We start from the raw sequence: 15713 nt of genomic DNA on the forward strand, positions 1-15713 counted from the left end.
CCACCAAGCGGAGGGGGAGAACATGCGCTGGATCATGACGCCGGGACTCATGTCCCTTGTGCTTGGCTATGCGCTGAGCCAGTTCTACCGCGCCTTCCTTGCCGTGCTGACCCCCACGCTGCAAAGCGAGCTTGGGGCAGGGCCGGCCGATCTCGCGCTGTCATCGGGGCTTTGGTATATCGCCTTCGCGGCGATGCAGATCCCGGTCGGCTGGGGCCTCGACCGCTATGGTCCGCGCGAGACGGTGGCCTTCCTCCTCGCGCTGGGAGGCGGGGGCGGCGCGCTGGTCTTTGCGCTGGCGACCGCGCCCTGGCATGCCCATGTCGCCATGGCGCTGCTGGGCGTCGGCTGCGCCCCGGTGATGATGGGCAGCTTCTTCATCTTTGCCCGCACCCTTCCCCCCGCCTCGATGAGCGCGGCGGGCGGCGCGGTGGTCGGGCTCGGCTCGCTCGGCAACATGCTGGGCGCCGCACCTCTGGTCTGGGTCGTCAACCAGATCGGCTGGCGCGAGACGCTGCTGGTCTTGGCCGTGGTCACGCTGGCGGTTGCCGCGACCATCTTCCTCTATGTCAAGAACCCCGACCGGCCCGCCGGAAAGCTGCCGCCCGCACGCCTGCGCGAATTGCTGAAGGTGCGCGAGCTTTGGCCGATCCTGCCGCTGCTCAGCGTGACCTATGCCGCCTCGGCCTGCATCCGTGGCCTCTGGGCCGGGCCCTATCTGGTCGAGGTTTTCGGGGCCAGCGACTACCTGATCGGCTGGGTCACGCTGGGCATGGGCCTTGCCATGGTGACGGCGAACCTGTCGGTGGGCTGGATCGTGCGGCTCTTCGGTTCGGACAAGCGCACCTCGGTCGCCAATACCGCGCTGCTTTGCTCCGTCCTCGCGACGCTCGCCTTCGCGCCGGGGATGAGCCTCGGGCTCTCCGCCACGCTGCTGGTCATGGTCTGCATCTCGGACAGTTCCTATTCGCTGATCATGTCGCATGGGCGGGTGTTCCTGCCCCATCACCTCGTCGGTCGGGGCATCACTTTCCTCAACATGGTCTCGATCGCCGGGGTGGGGGTGATGCAGTTCATGTCGCGCCCGGTCTATCTGGCCGCGTCGGAACGCCACGAGGCGCCGACGGCATATGGTTACATCTTCCTCTTCTTCCTGATACCTCTGGCGCTTGGATTGGTTATCTATCTGTTCAGCTCCGAGGATCGCCATGCCGGAAATTGAGGTCGTCGCCCCGAACCTGAAACGCCGCCTCTCGGGGGTGACCGCGACCGTGGTGCGGCTGATCCCGGTCCAGTCGCGGATGATCGGCATCGTCACCACCGGGCCGGGCCTGCCCCCCGAACTGCCACATATCCCGTTGAGCCGCGCGGCGTCGCTGCCCCGCGACCGCTGGCGCGTCTGGCACGCCCGCCGCAATACCGAGATGGCTTTGGGCCTGATCCTGCGTCGCCTGCTGGGGCGCAAATACAAGCTTTTGTTTACCTCAGCCGCGCAAAGACAACATACGGGGTTCACGCGCTGGCTGATCCGCCAGCAGGACGCGCTGATCGCGACCTCGCCCCAAGCGGCAAGCTATCTGGAGCGTCCGGCGACGGTGATCCTGCATGGCGTCGATCTTTCGGTCTTCCATCCCGCCCCGGATCGCGCCGGATTGCGGCGGGAACTGGGCTTTTCTCCCGATGACATCGTGATCGGCTGTTTCGGCCGCATCCGCGCACAGAAGGGCGTGGACCTGCTGGTCGAGGCGGCGTTGCGCCTGTTTCCGACCCGTCCGCGCGCGAAACTGATCTTCACGGGCCGGGTGACGGCGGACAACCAGAAGTTCGCCGACGACCTCAAGGCAAGGATCGAGGCCGCTGGCCTCTCCGACCGCATCCGCTTTCTGGGTGAGGTTCCGTGGGAGCAGGTGGTCCGCAACTATCAGGCCATCGACCTTTTCGCCGCCCCCGCCCGATGGGAGGGGTTCGGGCTGACCCCGCTCGAGGCCATGGCCTGCGAGGTTCCGGTGGTCGCAGCACGGGTCGGCGCCTTCGAGACCCTGATCCGCGACGGAGAGACGGGCAGCCTCGTCCCGCGCGAGGATGCGGATGCGCTGACCGCGGCGCTGGCGCATTGGCTGGACGACGATGCCGCCCGCAAGGCGGCGGGCCGCGCCGCGCGCGCCCGTGTCGTCGCGAACCACGCCATCGAGGGCGAGGCGCGCGCCATCGTCGAGGTCTATCGGAAGCTGCTGGCGTGAACCGGCTCGGCTTCCTCCTCGCCCGGACTCTGCGGGACGAGGCTGCGCTGCAAAGACTGTCAGTGCCGCAGTCCCTGCTGCTGGACGATCTGGCGGGTCGCAGCGTGGCGCTGGTCGGGAATGCGCGCGCGCTCTCCCGCACGCACCACGGGGCCGAGATCGACGGCGCGGATGTGGTGGTGCGGATCAATCGCGCGCCGATGCCCGACCCCGAAAGCCACGGGCGGCGGACCGACTGGCTCGCCGTCGCCGTTCGGCTGGGCGAGGCGGATCGCGCGCGCATCCAGCCGGGGCGGATCCTCTGGATGTCGCACAAGCGCAAGCGGCTGGACTGGCGCACCGCCACCAGCCCCGGATTCTACTTGCATCCGCTTGGCGATTTCGAGGCGCTGAAGCAGCGCCTCGGCGCGCCGCCGACGACCGGGGCCATGATGATCGACCTGATCGCGCGCTCGGAAATGACCCGCCTCAGCCTCTATGGCTTTGATTTCTTTGCCTCGCTCTCGCTCTCGGGCAGCAGGACGGCGGGCAAAGTGCCGCATGATTTCGGCAAAGAGGCGGAATGGGTGGCAGAATTGCAGAAAAACGACCAACGTATCCGGCATATCCGCTGATCCGTCACCGGAATAGGCTTTCGTTTTCCCGCTTCCTGCCCTATATCGCGATGTCCTTAGATGAGGAGACCCCCAGATGGGCTACAAGGTCGTTGTCGCCGGCGCCACGGGGAATGTGGGCCGCGAAATGCTGAACATCCTGGCCGAGCGCCAGTTCCCTGCCGATGAGGTTGTTGCTCTGGCTTCGCGCCGGAGCCTTGGCACAGAGGTCAGCTTTGGCGACAAGACACTGAAGTGCAAGGACATCGAGGGTTTCGACTTTACCGGCTATGACATCGCGCTGTTCGCGATCGGCTCGGACGCGACCAAGATCTATGCGCCCATCGCCGCCTCGCAGGGCTGCGTGGTGATCGATAACTCGTCGCTTTACCGCTACGACCCGCAGATCCCGCTGGTCGTGCCGGAGGTGAACCCGGACGCGGTCGAAGAATACCGCAACAAGATGATCATCGCGAACCCGAACTGCTCGACCGCGCAGATGGTCGTCGCGCTGAAACCGCTGCATGATCGCGCGCGGATCAAGCGGGTGGTCGTCTCGACCTACCAGTCGGTTTCCGGCGCGGGCAAGGACGGCATGGACGAGCTGTGGAACCAGACCAAGGGCATGTATGTCCCCGGTCAGGAGGTCGAGCCGAAGAAATTCCAGAAGCAGATCGCCTTCAACGTGATCCCGCAGATCGACGTCTTCCTGGACAGCGGCGACACCAAGGAAGAGTGGAAGATGACGGCCGAGACGAAGAAGATCGTCGATCCGTCGATCAAGGTCACGGCGACCTGCGTGCGCGTTCCGGTCTTTGTCGGCCATTCGGAATCCGTCAACATCGAGTTCGAGGATTTCCTTGACGAGGACGAGGCCCGCGACATCCTGCGCGAGGCGCCGGGCATCCTGGTCATCGACAAGCGCGAGCCGGGTGGCTACGTCACGCCGGTCGAATGCGTCGGCGATTTCGCGACCTTCGTGTCGCGCATCCGCCAGGACGTCACGATCGAGAACGGGCTGAACCTGTGGATCGTCTCGGACAACCTGCGCAAGGGCGCGGCGCTGAACGCGGTCCAGATCGCGGAACTGCTGGGGAGCCGCTGTCTGAAGAAAGGCTGAGCCTTCCACCGCTCGCAAGATGATGGCGCCCCAAGGGGCGCCATTTTAATTTGGGCGCGGCGTTCGAGGGCGGGTTCTTTCTGTGCTTTCATAAGGAGGGGTGCAGCAGATCGCGGCCTCTGACGATGCGGCTTAAGGGCACAGCGGATCGCGGTAGTCATGGCACTTGTCGACGGTCCGCAGGATGAAGCCGGGCAAGAAAAGATGGCCGGGCGACGCGCGGGAATCGGTTTCAACCTGCCAAGCGGCGGCGAGCCTTAAGCGGCCCGGACGAGATCATCCTTTCGGGACCGCTCAACTTCCGCATGAGTTGAAGCCGATGGGGCAGCGTTTCCGCCGAAAAGCCCGTGCGGCGGGGCAGCGCGGATCGGGATCAAAGAGGCCGCCGCAAACCGGCCGCCCCCATTTTCGGCTCGATCTTCACCGGATCTGGAGCGTTTTCCGCCGCGTCCCCAAAAACTTTTGCAGCAGCCGCTTAAGCCTTCAGTCCCGGCAGCAGACCCCGCTCGAGGGCGCCGGTCAGTAGATCGGCCGCTTCCGCCAGCCGCTCATCGACCAGATGCAGGTATTGCGTCCAGTGATCCAGATGCGACAGCTCCTCTGCGCCGTCGGAAATGCCGCGCAGCCCGATCATCGGCAGGCCGAAACGGTGGCAGGCGCGCAGGACGGCAAAGGTTTCCATATCGACCATCTCGGCGGCGGTCGCATCATAGCCTACCCCGCTGACCACGCTTGCGCCGGTCGCGAGGCTCGCCGCCGGCAGGCCGGGCATCTGCGGCAGCGCCACCCGCGGCGGCAGGTCGAGCATCGGCGTCTGCCCCTTGGGAAACCCGAGGGCAGAGGCGTCCATGTCGCGATATTCGACGGTCGAAACCTGATAGACCCGCGCCTGTTCCAGCACGCGCGAGCCGGCGGAGCCCAGTGACACCACGATTGCGGGCAAGCGCCCGACGGCCTGCAACCCGGCAAGGGCCGAGGTCAGGACCACTGCCGCCTCGACCGGGCCCACGCCGGTCATCAGGGGCGTGATCCGCTGGCGAAGATGGGGACCATATTCCGCATCGACCGCCATGACGAAAAGGACGTCATGGCCCGCGATCCTGTCTATCACCGGCAGCGGATGCATCGCTTGTCTCACCTTTGCTGCGAAGCGGGATCGGTCCGGCCAGTGCTGGCACAAGTCGCCCCCGGCCTCAACCCGGCATCACGCGCGTTTCCGCCGCGGAGGCCGAGGCCGAAGCAAGCAGCGCCGGATCCCGCGCGGGATGGCTGACGGGAAGCTGAAAGCTGACCAGAAGCCGCCCGCCGGAGAGCGAGCGCAGCGACCAGGTCAGCAGCCCGCCCGTTGGACCGACCAGCAGTCCCTTTGACGGGGTGGCGGCGTTCAGCGGCAGCCGGACCGCATCGCAGAGCGCATTGAGGCCCGGACTGTCCCCGCAGGAGGAGATCCAGCGCGCGACCTGCTCCTCGACCCCGGCGCGATCCGGCCCGCCCCAAAGCTCGGTATAGCCCCGGTTCGAGAGCAGCAATTCGCCATTCGCGGCAAAGACCGCCAGCGCATCCGCCAGCCCGTCCAGAACCTCGGCCCCGAGCGAGAGGTCGGCGCGGAACTTGCGCGTCAGCGAAATCTCGGAGGTGATGTCCTCGAACAGGAAGGCAAGCGCGCCGTCGGGATGGGGCCGGCCGGTCACGCGATAGGTCTGGCCGCCGGGCAGGGACCACATCTCGACATGGTGGCCGGATGCCGCGGCGGTTTCCAGCGTGTTCATCCGCTGCCGCCAGCTTCGGTAATCCTTAGGCTCGGGCACCATCCGCGCCTCGCGCAGGCGATCGAGAAAGGCGTAGAGGGTCGGTCTGGCGGTCAGGAAGCCCGTGGCAAGCCCGGTCAGGTCGATCAGCGCCGGATTGAACAGCTGGAGATTGCGGTCGCGGTCGAAAATGGCAAGGCCGATCGGCAGGTCGGCAAAGGTCTTGGTCAGGGTCTGGACGAATTCGCGCAGGCTGCGCTCGGCCCGGACGGCGGCATCGGCGGGCAGGGCAATCGCCACCGTCTGGTCCGAGATCTCGTGCGAATGGCATTCATACCAGCGGCTTTGCCGGTCGGCCTGGATCTGGACGCGCTGCGCGCCATGGGTTGCCTGCCCCACCTCGCTCCGGGGTGACAGCTGGATCAACCGGGGCAGAGGCCAAAGCGTCTGGCCCTGCATCACGACATCCGCCAGTTGCAGATAGGCCGAGTTCGCCCAGGTGACATGGCCGAATTCGTCCTGCCGCCAGGCGAGCATGGGGGAATGGTCCATGGTGCTGCGCAGGATCTCCAGCTCATGCTCCATCGCGGCGAGGGTGAGCGAGTCGACCACGATCCCGGCATTCTCGGCCATCGGATCGGTCAGGGTCAGCCTGAGATGCCCCTGGCCCAGATCCTCGGCCAGAACGCGCAGGCCCGAGAGACCGGCATCGCGGCTCGCCAGCTCGACCCGGTCGCGCCGGCCGAGGTCATTCAGCGGCTCGACCGCATCCGGCATCCGCGAGGCCAGCCAGGAGAGCAGGCGCTGCCAGTCCCCCTCGCCCGGCAGAACGGTCAGCAAGGCACGCGCGGGCGCCGTGGCATCGACCAGTTGCCGGTCGCGAAACAGGAAGACGATCGGCTCCAGCTCCCGCTCCAGCGAGGCGGTTTGGGCGGGATGCGCGTCCCGACCCCATCGGCTTGCGGCGAGGCGCGCGAGCATCACGGCGGCAAGGGCTGCGGCAAAGGCGATCAGGAACTGTGTCAGCATCGGGACGACCTGCCGGTGAATCACGTTCCACCAACAGCTAGCCCCAGAAGCTGAATGAAGGGTTAACGGGATTCAGGCGGTAATTTCGGGGTTTTGCCCCAGCGGGCCGCGCCCGTCCGCCTCGATCAACCCGCGCGGCCACGCGATCGTGACCTGCGCGCCGCGCTGGCTGTTGCCGAAGCGGACGGTCGCGCCGGACCGCTCCAGCAGCGTCTTGGCGATGAAAAGGCCAAGCCCCATGCCCTCATAGCCGCGCCCGTCCTCGGCCCGGGGGCGAGTGGTCAGGAAAGGGCTGCCGATCCGGGGCAGAAGCTGCACGGGAAATCCCGGCCCGTCATCGGCGATCCTGAGTCGCAGCTCGCGACGGCCGAGGCTCGCTTCGATCAGCACCTCGGCCCGGGCGAAGTCCACAGCATTCTGGATCAGGTTGCGCAGGCCATGGATCAGGGCCGCGTCGCGCTGGATGCCGACCGAAGAGCCCGGCACCTCGATCCGAATGCGGATGCCCCGATCCCGGTGCGGGCCTGCCGCCTCCTCCAGCACCTCGCGCAGGGGGGCCGTTCGGATCAGCAGGTCATCCCTGCCCGCGCTGCCCATGGATTTCAGGATCGCGGCGCAGCGTTCCGCCGACTGGCGCAGCAGGGCCAGATCCTCGCTGAGGTCCGAGCGGTCGGGCAGGCTTTCGGCGATCTCGTCCTCCAGCTCGGCGCTGACCAGCTTGATCGTCGCAAGGGGGGTTCCCATCTCATGCGCCGCCGCGGCCACCACGCCGCCCAGATGCTGCAGCTTCTGCTCGCGCTCGAGCGCCATGCGCGCAGCGAAGAGCGCGTCCGAGGTCGCGCTGATCTCGGCCGTGACGGTCCGGGCGTAGAAGGCAAAGAACACCGCGCCAATAATGATCGCGCACCAGTCGCCGACCAGAAGCGGATTGGCGAGGGTCAGGATCGGTCCCTCGGCAAAGGTCAGGGGCCGCGCGAACCATGCCGCCATCGAGACCATGATGAAGGTCGCGACGCCAAGCGCGATCAGCTGCCGGCCGGGCAGGGCGGTCGCCGCCACCGTAACCGGAGCAAGCAGCAGCAGCGCAAAGGGATTCGAAAGCCCGCCGGTCAGCGACAGCAACGCCGCAATCTGGGCAAGGTCGAAGCCAAGCTGCCACGCCGCCTCGTTCGCGGTGATCCGGCGCGTGGTGCGCAGCATCAGCGCGAGGTTCATCAGCACCGCCAGCCCGATCACCAGAAGCACCGGCAGGAAGGGCAGGTGCGCGCCGATCATCAGCGCCGCGGCGACAGCGGCCGACTGGCCGGCGATCGCGACCCAGCGCAGCAGGATCAGGGTGCGCAGCCGGATCGGCTCGGGCCCGGGCTGGCCCGGCAGCAGATCGAAGCGGCGCGAGACAAGGCCGATGAACAAAGGACTTCTCCCCCTTGCGAAAAACCACGGGTTGATACGCCGGCTGCGGGATTTGAACAACGGGAACATGTCCCGGCGCCTCCGCCCTCTGCGGGGTTTGACCGCTGCGCCGAAAGCCCATAGAAGCACGTCGGTAAATTTCAGGGGTAACTGGACATGGCGGAAAGCCGGAATATTGGACCTGATGCCAGCCTCCTTTTGGTTGACGATGACGAGGTCTTTCTGAGCAGGCTGGCGCGGGCCATGCAAAAACGCGGCTTCGAGGTTTCGACCGCCGGATCGGTCAGCGAGGCGCGCGGGATCGTCGCTGAGGCTCCGCCGGCCTATGCTGTCGTCGACCTGCGGCTCGAGGACGGAAATGGCCTCGATGTGGTTGATGCGCTGCGCGAGGCGCGGGCAGAGGCCCGCATCGTGGTATTGACGGGATATGGCGCGATTGCGACTGCCGTTGCTGCGGTGAAAATGGGGGCGACGGATTATCTCTCGAAGCCCGCGGATGCCGACGAAGTCATGCGTGCCCTGATTTCCAGCACCGAAGAAGTCCTTCCGCCGCCGCCGGAATCCCCCATGTCCGCTGACCGGGTCCGCTGGGAGCATATTCAGCGCGTTTATGAACAATGCGACCGCAATGTCAGCGAAACCGCCCGCAGGCTGCATATGCATCGCCGAACGCTTCAGCGGATTCTGGCCAAACGAAGCCCGCGCTGAATTAACCTTTTACATAGGTTGCATTGGAACGAACGCATCTTCTAATGTGTTGGGCATATATAAATAGCTCGGCAGGAAGCGAACCTATGGAATTGGATCTGGACAAACTGTCCCTTCGCGAACTTCGCGATTTCCGCAACAAGGTCGAAAAAGCAATTTCGACCTTTGAAGATCGCCGCAAGCGCGAGGCCTTGGCTGCCGTCGAAACCGCCGCGCGCGAATTCGGCTTCAGCCTTGCCGACCTTGCCGATGCCAAATCGAGCCGCAGCAAGGTCGCGCCGAAATACGCCAATCCGGCCGATCCCGAAGCGACCTGGACCGGCCGTGGCCGCAAGCCCCGCTGGGTGGTCGAGGCGCTGGATGCCGGGCGCAAGCTGGAAGAACTGGAAATCTGAAATAATGAAAACTCCGCCACTTGGCGGAGTTTTCATTTCCGGCCGGCGTCGATTTCCGCAATGATCGCGGAAAATCTCTCAAGATAAGCATTCCGCGTTTCGACCGGCGGCCTCAGCCTGATCTCCAGCCCTTCCAGCAGCCCGGAATCGGGAACCGGAAAAAGCTTGTCGGCCTCCGCGCGCGAAAATCCGGCGATCTGGACCGCCTCGAGCCAGGCGGAAACCCGGTCGGCACGCTTGATGGCGCCCTTCACTTCCTTGGGCAATTGCGCAGGCAGTCCGAAGCGCCGGTGAATTGCCGCCGTCAAACGCGTGTCCATTTCGCCATATTCGCTGCCAAGCGCCGCCTTTACCGGCGAGATCATGTCTCCGATCACATATTCCGGTGCATCGTGAAGCAAGGCGGCCAAATGCCAGAGCACCGGGCTTTCAGGTTCGGTGCGGCGATGTATTTCCTCGACCAGCAGGGAATGTTCGGCAACCGAATAGGGCCAGTCGCCATGCGTCTGGCCGTTCCATCTGGCAACAAAGGATAATCCATGCGCGATGTCACTGATTTCGATGTCGAATGGCGTGGGATCAAGCAAATCCAGCCGCCGGCCCGACAACATTCTCTGCCATGCACGCCTGGCGCGCTTTGCCATGATCACATCTCCGTCAATTCCGGGCAGGCTAGCGCGCGAATTGGGTCCGCGCCAGCAAATGAATAAGGCCCGCCTTTGGTCGAAAGGCGGGCCTTGACGTAAATGTGATGCTTCAGGAAAGCGGCTGGTCCGCCGGACGTTCCGCCTGTGCGCGCCGGGCGATTTCCTGACGATAGAGCGCCACGAAATCGACGGGGTCCATATTGAAGGGCGGGAAGCCGCCGTCACGGGTCATGTCCGAAATGATGCGCCGCACATAGGGGAACATCATCCGCGGGCATTCGATCATCAGGAACGGGTGGAGCTGGTCCTCGGGGACGCCCTCGACATGGAAGATCCCGCCGTAATCCAGCTCGCACAGAAAGATCGGCGACTTGTCCTTGGCATTGGTCGACTGCACGCGGAACTTGGTCACGACCTCGTACTGGTGCTCGACCGCGCGCTTGCGGGCGTCGAGGCTGACCTGCACGGTGATTTCCGGTTGCACGTCGCCCGAGGGCAGGCCCTTCTGCGCGACCGCGTTCTCGAAAGACAGATCCCGGATATACTGGGTCAGGACCTGCATGCGCACCGGAGCTTGCGCGCCGGAATTGGCCGCAGGTGCGTCGGTGATGGTTTCATCGCTCATTGGGGCTCTCCCTGGATTTTGCGAGAGGTTCTAGCACTCACTCGGGCCACGCTCAATGGCGGGTCCAGCCGGATTTGCCCCGCGTCCCGTCCTCGCCCGGCCGCTGGTCCGTCAGTCCTTCGCGGATGGGGGCGGGCGGATCGTCCTGGACCGAGTATTCGCCGTCGATGACACCATCCCCGCGTGAACGCCCGCGCCCGAAGCCGGCCGGAAAATCGCCGGCATAATCACTCTCGTTCCCGCGCCGGGGATAGCCATAACCCGCGACCCTGACCCGTCCGCCCATCCAGCGCAGGACCAGATCCCTGACCGCCGGGACCAGCAGCAGCAGGCCGATCGCGCTGGTGAAAAGTCCGGGCACGATCATCAGTACGCCCGCGATCATGCTCATCGCGCCATGGGCCATCGGCGCGGTGGGATCGCGGAATTCCTGCATCGCGCGCTGCACATCCAGCATCGCGACCGCGCCCTGGCGGCGCATCACCGCGGCCCCTGCCAGCGCAGACAGGATGACCAGCGCGATGGTCGGAAGAACACCAATGGCGCCGCCGACCTGGATGAACAACGCGATCTCGACGATCGGCAGGATCACGAATGGCAATAGCAGCCACATGGGCGCCCCCTTAACTTCTGACTTCGCAGGGGGGCAACTGGACTTGGCCCGCCCTGCACCCTACATAGGTATTTGATGCCCAGTTAGAAAGCTCCTCCAGGACCGTTGATGTCGAACCCCATGCTGCAGCTTCTCGTTCTCGCCGCAATTGCCGTATTCCTGATCCTGCGGCTGCGGGGTGTCCTGGGCACCCGCGACGGCTTCGAGGCCCCGCGCGTCCCCGACGAAACCACGCCGCCCCGTCGCTTCGACGTGATCGAGGGCACGGCCGAGAATTTCGACAATGACATCGACGACCATGTCGAGCCCGGCAGCGCCAATGCGCGCGCTCTAGCCGCGATGAAACAGGTCGAGCCGAGCTTTGTCGTCGGCCCCTTCCTCTCCGGCTCCAAGGCCGCGTATGAGATGATCCTGATGGCCTTCGAGCGCGGCGACCTGTCCGAGGTCCGCGCCTTTCTCGCCCCGCAGGTGGCCGAGGCCTTCGAGAGCGTCATTGCCGACCGGAAGGCCCGCGGCCTGACGACCGAGGCCCAATTCCTCGGCACGCGCGAGACGACCCTGACCAATGCCGAATTCAACCCCACGACCGGCGAGGCCGAGATCTCGGTCCGCTTCGTGGGCGAGGTGATCATCGCGACCCGCGATGCCGAGGGCAATGTCGTCGAAGGCGATGCCAAGGCCGCGCGCAAGCAGCGCGACACCTGGACCTTCGCGCGCCAGATGGGCGCCGAGGATCCGAACTGGCAGCTCGTCGCCACCGCGTAATGGCACGGCGACGGGGCCTCACGGCCGACGAAAAGGCCCTGTGGTCCCGCATCGCCGCAACGGCGGTCCCGCTCGACCCGGCACGCAAGGCCCCGATCCAGCCCGAGCCTCCCAGGCCCGCGCCCACGGTTCCTGCGGTCACGCCCGCCCCGGATCCCCTGCCGCTCGGCGATTTCCGCATCGGATCGCGGCCCTTGAAGCCCGCCGCGACCCGGATCGACCTTTCCCCGCATCCCGGCCACGCGCTGCGCGACCAGCCTGTCCGCATGGACCACAAGACCCATCGCCGGATGAGCCAGGGCAAGCTCGCGCCTGAGGCGCGCATCGACCTGCATGGCATGACACTGGCCGTCGCCCAGCCGGCGCTGATGCGCTTCGTGCTGAACGCCCAGGCCTCGGGTCTGCGGCTGGTTCTGGTGATCACCGGCAAGGGGCGCGAGGGCGGACCCGAGGCGCCGCTGCCCGTCCGCCCCGGCGCGCTGCGCCATAACGTGCCGCTCTGGCTGCATATGGCGCCACTCAACCAGCTGGTCCTGCAGGTCCGCCCGGCGCATCGGCGTCATGGCGGCGAGGGCGCCTATTACGTCTATCTGCGGCGCTGACGAAAAAAGGCGGCCCGAAGGCCGCCCTGTCAGGACCGGTAATTGGCCTTCGGCCCGGCAAACCACCAGATGATCAGCCCCAGCACCGGCAGGATCGCGACCAGCAGGATCCAGATGATCTTGGTCGATGTCTGGACATCCGTGTTGATGATCGAAGCGATCGCCCAGATGTCGAGGGCAAAGATGATCGCGCTGATGACATAACCCATGAGCCTTCCCCAAGCTGCTGCCGCCATAAGAACGATGGCGGCAGCGGGAAGTTCCTCACAGGACGTAGCGCGACAGGTCGGTCGAGCGCGAAAGATCGCCCAGATGCTTCTCGACAAAGGCGTCGTCGACGACCACCGCCTCGCCCGAGCGATCCGGCGCGCTGAAGGACAGCTCCTCGAAGACCCGTTCGATCACGGTATAGAGCCTCCGCGCGCCGATATTCTCGACCGAGCTGTTCACCTCGGCCGCGATCCGCGCCAGCGCCCGGATGCCGGTTTCGGTGAAGCTGACCTCGACCCCCTCGGTCGCCATCAGCGCGGTATATTGCCGGGTCAGGGCATTGTCCGTCTCGGTCAGGATGCGGATGAAATCCTCCTCGGTCAGCGCCCGCAGCTCCACCCGGATCGGCAGGCGGCCCTGCAATTCCGGCAGCAGGTCCGAGGGCTTGGCGATATGGAACGCGCCCGAGGCGATGAACAGGATATGGTCGGTCCTGACCGGGCCATATTTGGTCGAGACCGTGGTGCCCTCGATCAGCGGCAGCAGGTCGCGCTGCACACCCTCGCGGCTGACATCCCCGCCCCGCGCATCGGTCCGCGCCGCGACCTTGTCGATCTCGTCGATAAAGACGATGCCGTTCTCCTGCACCGATTCCAGCGCGGCGGCCTTGACCGCCTCGTCATCCAGCAGCTTGTCCGCCTCTTCGGAGATCAGCAGCTCATAGCTTTCCGCCACCGTGACCTTGCGCCGCACGCGCCTTCCGCCAAAGGCTTTCATCAGGCCCGACAGATCCATCATCCCACCCATGGCCTGCCCCGGCTGGCCCGGAACCTCCATCATGCCGAAGGGATTGGAATTGTCCTGCACCTCAAGCTCGATGACGGTATTGTCCAGCTCGCCCCGCTTCAGCTTGTCGCGGAACATCTCGCGGGTCTGCTCGCGCGCGCCCTCGCCGGCAAGCGCCGCCACGACCCTGTCCTCGGCGGATTTATGGGCCTTGGCCTTGACCTCCTCGCGCATCCGCTCGCGCGTCTCGATGACGGCGGCATCGGCAAGGTCGCGGATGATCTGCTCGACATCGCGCCCGACATAGCCGACCTCGGTGAACTTCGTCGCCTCGACCTTCAGGAAGGGCGCGCGCGCCAGCTTCGCCAACCTCCGGCTGATCTCGGTCTTGCCAACGCCGGTCGGCCCGATCATCAGGATGTTCTTCGGATAGACCTCATCGCGCAGATCGTCGCCCAGCTGGCGCCGACGCCAGCGGTTGCGCAGAGCGACCGCGACGGCGCGCTTCGCCTCCTTCTGCCCGATGATGAAGCGATCCAGCTCGGACACGATCTCGCGCGGCGTCAAATCACTCATGTTGAACCTTTCTTCTTCGCGGAAACCGGCTGGAATTCACCGTTTCCAAAATACCCCGGGGGGAGTCCGCAGGACGGGGGGCAGCGCCCCCTTCTTCAGCCCAGAACCTCGACCGTCAGATTGCCGTTGGTGTAGACGCAGATATCGGCGGCAATGGCCATGGCCTTGCGGGCGACGCCCTCGGCATCCAGCCCGCTCTCCATCAGCCCGCGCGCGGCGGCCAGCGCAAAATTCCCGCCCGATCCGATCGCCGCCACGTCATGCTCGGGCTCAAGCACATCGCCCGCCCCGGTCACGACATAAATCTCGCGGCCGTCGGTGACGATCAGCATCGCCTCCAGGTTGCGCAGATACTTGTCCATGCGCCAGTCCTTGGCCAGATCGACGCAGGCGCGGGCAAGCTGGCCGGGCGCGGCCTCCAGCTTCTTCTCCAGCCGCTCCAGCAGGGTGAAGGCATCGGCGGTCGAGCCGGCGAAGCCCACGACCACGTCATGCCCGCCGGGCGACAGGCGGCGCACCTTGCGCGCCGTGCCCTTCATCACGGTCGGGCCTACGCTGACCTGACCGTCCCCGGCGACGACCACCTTGCCGCCACGCCGCACCGCCAGGATCGTGGTGCCGTGCCAGCCGGGAAATTTCTCATCGGACATCGGTATTCTCCGCTTTCGTCTTGGCCGTCAGATATGGGTCACGCGGGTCTTTCGCAACCCGACCACTGCCGCTAGGCTTCCTGACCATGAGCCCACCGACCCCGCTACGCGTCTATCTCGAAGCCCCGATGCTCAACTCCGCCCGCGAGGGCAGCTTCAACTTCCTGAACGTGCTTCGCCGCGCGGTCGAGGAGGTGGGCTGGCGCGTCGAATGGTGCGAGACCGGGCGCGAGGCGCGAAACCGCGCCCCGGACTTCGACGGATATGCGCTCTACCATGCCGAGGCTCCGACCCATGACCGGGCGCTGACCTTCCGCCGCGCCTATCACTATCCGTTCTGGCAGATCGAACGCGCGCAGCAGCGCTGGCGATTCGACGTGGCCCGCAGCCATTTCGACCCCGGCGCGATCGACCCGGAGGAGGCGCGCCGCTTCATGGACCGTCTGCGCGAACGCGTGCTGCCCGGCCCACCGCCCCGGCGGGGCGAGCGTATCCTCGTCCCCCTCCAGGCCGAATTGCGCAAATGCCGCAGCTTCCAGACCATGAGCCCGCTCGACATGCTCGACCGCGTGGCCTCGACCGGGCGGCCGGTGACCGCGACGCTGCATCCGAAGCTCGACCTGCCGGAGGCGGAGATCGAGGCCCTCCGGCACCTGGCACAGCGGCACGCACATCTCACGATCGGCGGGCGGACGCCCGACATCCTGCGCGACTGCGCCTTCGTCGCGACCGAGAACAGCGCGGTCGCCTTCGACGGCTATATCCTCGGCAAGCCCGCGGTCCTCTTCGCCCAGATCGACTTCCACCATATCGGCCTTAATGTCGCGGATATGGAGGCGAGGCCGGCCCTTGACGCCGCCCTGCGCCATGCGCCGGATTTCGACCGCTATGTCTACTGGTTCCTGCAGGAGAAATCGGTCAACGCGACGCTCCCCGATGCCGCCGAACGCATCCGCGCCGCAATGAGAAGGGGCGGCTGGCCAATCTGACCGC

Annotated in this window: 18 protein-coding genes; 9 read left to right on the forward strand and 9 right to left on the reverse strand. The window is 65.9% G+C overall.

The window, feature by feature from the left end; genetic code table 11:
• Positions 1 to 22 precede the first annotated feature (22 nt).
• The 4 genes from VNQ78_RS14715 to VNQ78_RS14730 all read left to right on the forward strand — a co-directional run bounded on the left by VNQ78_RS14715 (position 23) and on the right by VNQ78_RS14730 (position 3953).
• A complete protein-coding gene (locus VNQ78_RS14715; protein ID WP_325691084.1) occupies positions 23 to 1222 on the forward strand; it encodes an MFS transporter in 1200 nt (399 codons plus the stop codon).
• Positions 1209 to 2240, forward strand: coding sequence for a glycosyltransferase family 4 protein (locus VNQ78_RS14720; protein ID WP_325691086.1), 1032 nt, complete (start codon positions 1209 to 1211; stop codon positions 2238 to 2240). The genes VNQ78_RS14715 and VNQ78_RS14720 overlap by 14 nt, the downstream gene beginning before the upstream one ends.
• Positions 2237 to 2854 carry a glycosyltransferase family 29 protein gene (locus VNQ78_RS14725; protein WP_325691088.1) on the forward strand — a complete coding sequence of 206 codons (618 nt, stop codon included), beginning with the start codon at positions 2237 to 2239 and terminating at the stop codon, positions 2852 to 2854. The genes VNQ78_RS14720 and VNQ78_RS14725 overlap by 4 nt, the downstream gene beginning before the upstream one ends.
• Before the next feature lie 76 nt (positions 2855 to 2930).
• Entirely contained in the window at positions 2931 to 3953 is a 1023-nt protein-coding gene (locus VNQ78_RS14730) for an aspartate-semialdehyde dehydrogenase (protein WP_325691090.1), read from the forward strand.
• A 475-nt stretch (positions 3954 to 4428) separates the two neighbouring features.
• Here the strand turns inward: VNQ78_RS14730 and VNQ78_RS14735 are convergent, their stop codons facing one another.
• The 3 genes from VNQ78_RS14735 to VNQ78_RS14745 all read right to left on the reverse strand — a co-directional run bounded on the left by VNQ78_RS14735 (position 4429) and on the right by VNQ78_RS14745 (position 8143).
• Complete coding sequence (locus VNQ78_RS14735; protein ID WP_325691092.1) at positions 4429 to 5079, reverse strand: 5'-methylthioadenosine/S-adenosylhomocysteine nucleosidase; 651 nt, start codon at positions 5077 to 5079, stop codon at positions 4429 to 4431.
• A 67-nt stretch (positions 5080 to 5146) separates the two neighbouring features.
• Positions 5147 to 6730 carry a PAS-domain containing protein gene (locus VNQ78_RS14740; protein ID WP_325691094.1) on the reverse strand — a complete coding sequence of 528 codons (1584 nt, stop codon included), beginning with the start codon at positions 6728 to 6730 and terminating at the stop codon, positions 5147 to 5149.
• Positions 6731 to 6802: 72 nt separating this feature from the next.
• Entirely contained in the window at positions 6803 to 8143 is a 1341-nt protein-coding gene (locus VNQ78_RS14745) for an ActS/PrrB/RegB family redox-sensitive histidine kinase (protein ID WP_325691096.1), read from the reverse strand.
• A 156-nt stretch (positions 8144 to 8299) separates the two neighbouring features.
• On the opposite strand from VNQ78_RS14745, the gene VNQ78_RS14750 reads away from it, so the two are divergent.
• Both VNQ78_RS14750 and VNQ78_RS14755 read left to right on the forward strand, forming a co-directional pair.
• Positions 8300 to 8851, forward strand: a complete 552-nt coding sequence (locus VNQ78_RS14750) for an ActR/PrrA/RegA family redox response regulator transcription factor (protein WP_325691098.1) — start codon at positions 8300 to 8302, stop codon at positions 8849 to 8851.
• Between the two features lie 86 nt (positions 8852 to 8937).
• Entirely contained in the window at positions 8938 to 9246 is a 309-nt protein-coding gene (locus VNQ78_RS14755; RefSeq protein WP_325691100.1) for an H-NS histone family protein, read from the forward strand.
• A gap of 32 nt (positions 9247 to 9278) precedes the next feature.
• On the opposite strand, the gene VNQ78_RS14760 is transcribed toward VNQ78_RS14755, so the two are convergent.
• The 3 genes from VNQ78_RS14760 to VNQ78_RS14770 all read right to left on the reverse strand — a co-directional run bounded on the left by VNQ78_RS14760 (position 9279) and on the right by VNQ78_RS14770 (position 11131).
• Complete coding sequence (locus VNQ78_RS14760; RefSeq protein ID WP_325691102.1) at positions 9279 to 9890, reverse strand: HD domain-containing protein; 612 nt, start codon at positions 9888 to 9890, stop codon at positions 9279 to 9281.
• A 112-nt stretch (positions 9891 to 10002) separates the two neighbouring features.
• Entirely contained in the window at positions 10003 to 10503 is a 501-nt protein-coding gene (gene secB / locus VNQ78_RS14765) for a protein-export chaperone SecB (RefSeq protein WP_414694086.1), read from the reverse strand.
• Positions 10504 to 10570: 67 nt separating this feature from the next.
• On the reverse strand, positions 10571 to 11131 hold the full coding sequence (locus VNQ78_RS14770) for an FxsA family protein (protein ID WP_325691108.1): 561 nt from the start codon (positions 11129 to 11131) through the stop codon (positions 10571 to 10573).
• A gap of 108 nt (positions 11132 to 11239) precedes the next feature.
• Here VNQ78_RS14770 and VNQ78_RS14775 point away from each other — a divergent pair, with 108 nt between their 5' ends.
• Both VNQ78_RS14775 and VNQ78_RS14780 read left to right on the forward strand, forming a co-directional pair.
• Positions 11240 to 11896 carry a Tim44/TimA family putative adaptor protein gene (locus VNQ78_RS14775; protein ID WP_325691111.1) on the forward strand — a complete coding sequence of 219 codons (657 nt, stop codon included), beginning with the start codon at positions 11240 to 11242 and terminating at the stop codon, positions 11894 to 11896.
• A complete protein-coding gene (locus tag VNQ78_RS14780; protein WP_325691114.1) occupies positions 11896 to 12498 on the forward strand; it encodes a Smr/MutS family protein in 603 nt (200 codons plus the stop codon). The genes VNQ78_RS14775 and VNQ78_RS14780 overlap by 1 nt, the downstream gene beginning before the upstream one ends.
• A 29-nt stretch (positions 12499 to 12527) precedes the next feature.
• On the opposite strand, the gene VNQ78_RS14785 is transcribed toward VNQ78_RS14780, so the two are convergent.
• The 3 genes from VNQ78_RS14785 to hslV all read right to left on the reverse strand — a co-directional run bounded on the left by VNQ78_RS14785 (position 12528) and on the right by hslV (position 14720).
• Positions 12528 to 12707, reverse strand: coding sequence for a PLD nuclease N-terminal domain-containing protein (locus tag VNQ78_RS14785; RefSeq protein WP_325691117.1), 180 nt, complete (start codon positions 12705 to 12707; stop codon positions 12528 to 12530).
• 55 nt (positions 12708 to 12762) lie between these two features.
• The gene (gene hslU, locus VNQ78_RS14790) at positions 12763 to 14070 is read right to left on the reverse strand and encodes an ATP-dependent protease ATPase subunit HslU (protein WP_325691120.1); all 1308 of its coding nucleotides are present in this window, start codon (positions 14068 to 14070) and stop codon (positions 12763 to 12765) included.
• A gap of 95 nt (positions 14071 to 14165) precedes the next feature.
• Positions 14166 to 14720 carry an ATP-dependent protease subunit HslV gene (gene hslV, locus VNQ78_RS14795; RefSeq protein WP_325691123.1) on the reverse strand — a complete coding sequence of 185 codons (555 nt, stop codon included), beginning with the start codon at positions 14718 to 14720 and terminating at the stop codon, positions 14166 to 14168.
• 86 nt (positions 14721 to 14806) lie between these two features.
• Here hslV and VNQ78_RS14800 point away from each other — a divergent pair, with 86 nt between their 5' ends.
• A complete protein-coding gene (locus tag VNQ78_RS14800) occupies positions 14807 to 15709 on the forward strand; it encodes a hypothetical protein (protein WP_325691125.1) in 903 nt (300 codons plus the stop codon).
• The last annotated feature ends 4 nt before the right edge of the window (positions 15710 to 15713 follow it).

Origin of the sequence: Paracoccus sp. (in: a-proteobacteria) (assembly GCF_035556475.1) — a bacterium.
In the GTDB taxonomy this organism is placed as follows: domain Bacteria; phylum Pseudomonadota; class Alphaproteobacteria; order Rhodobacterales; family Rhodobacteraceae; genus Paracoccus.

Excerpts from the sequence above, each read along its gene's own strand:
- VNQ78_RS14735 (WP_325691092.1), bottom strand. The coding sequence starts at position 5,079 with ATGCATCCGCTGCCGGTGATAGACAGGATCGCGGGCCATGACGTCCTT.
- VNQ78_RS14730 (WP_325691090.1), top strand. The coding sequence starts at position 2,931 with ATGGGCTACAAGGTCGTTGTCGCCGGCGCCACGGGGAATGTGGGCCGC.
- VNQ78_RS14715 (WP_325691084.1), top strand. The coding sequence starts at position 23 with ATGCGCTGGATCATGACGCCGGGACTCATGTCCCTTGTGCTTGGCTAT.
- VNQ78_RS14770 (WP_325691108.1), bottom strand. The coding sequence starts at position 11,131 with ATGTGGCTGCTATTGCCATTCGTGATCCTGCCGATCGTCGAGATCGCG.
- VNQ78_RS14750 (WP_325691098.1), top strand. The coding sequence starts at position 8,300 with ATGGCGGAAAGCCGGAATATTGGACCTGATGCCAGCCTCCTTTTGGTT.
- VNQ78_RS14780 (WP_325691114.1), top strand. The coding sequence starts at position 11,896 with ATGGCACGGCGACGGGGCCTCACGGCCGACGAAAAGGCCCTGTGGTCC.
- VNQ78_RS14785 (WP_325691117.1), bottom strand. The coding sequence starts at position 12,707 with ATGGGTTATGTCATCAGCGCGATCATCTTTGCCCTCGACATCTGGGCG.
- VNQ78_RS14775 (WP_325691111.1), top strand. The coding sequence starts at position 11,240 with ATGTCGAACCCCATGCTGCAGCTTCTCGTTCTCGCCGCAATTGCCGTA.
- VNQ78_RS14800 (WP_325691125.1), top strand. The coding sequence starts at position 14,807 with ATGAGCCCACCGACCCCGCTACGCGTCTATCTCGAAGCCCCGATGCTC.
- hslU (WP_325691120.1), bottom strand. The coding sequence starts at position 14,070 with ATGAGTGATTTGACGCCGCGCGAGATCGTGTCCGAGCTGGATCGCTTC.
- VNQ78_RS14720 (WP_325691086.1), top strand. The coding sequence starts at position 1,209 with ATGCCGGAAATTGAGGTCGTCGCCCCGAACCTGAAACGCCGCCTCTCG.
- VNQ78_RS14760 (WP_325691102.1), bottom strand. The coding sequence starts at position 9,890 with ATGGCAAAGCGCGCCAGGCGTGCATGGCAGAGAATGTTGTCGGGCCGG.
- VNQ78_RS14755 (WP_325691100.1), top strand. The coding sequence starts at position 8,938 with ATGGAATTGGATCTGGACAAACTGTCCCTTCGCGAACTTCGCGATTTC.
- hslV (WP_325691123.1), bottom strand. The coding sequence starts at position 14,720 with ATGTCCGATGAGAAATTTCCCGGCTGGCACGGCACCACGATCCTGGCG.
- VNQ78_RS14740 (WP_325691094.1), bottom strand. The coding sequence starts at position 6,730 with ATGCTGACACAGTTCCTGATCGCCTTTGCCGCAGCCCTTGCCGCCGTG.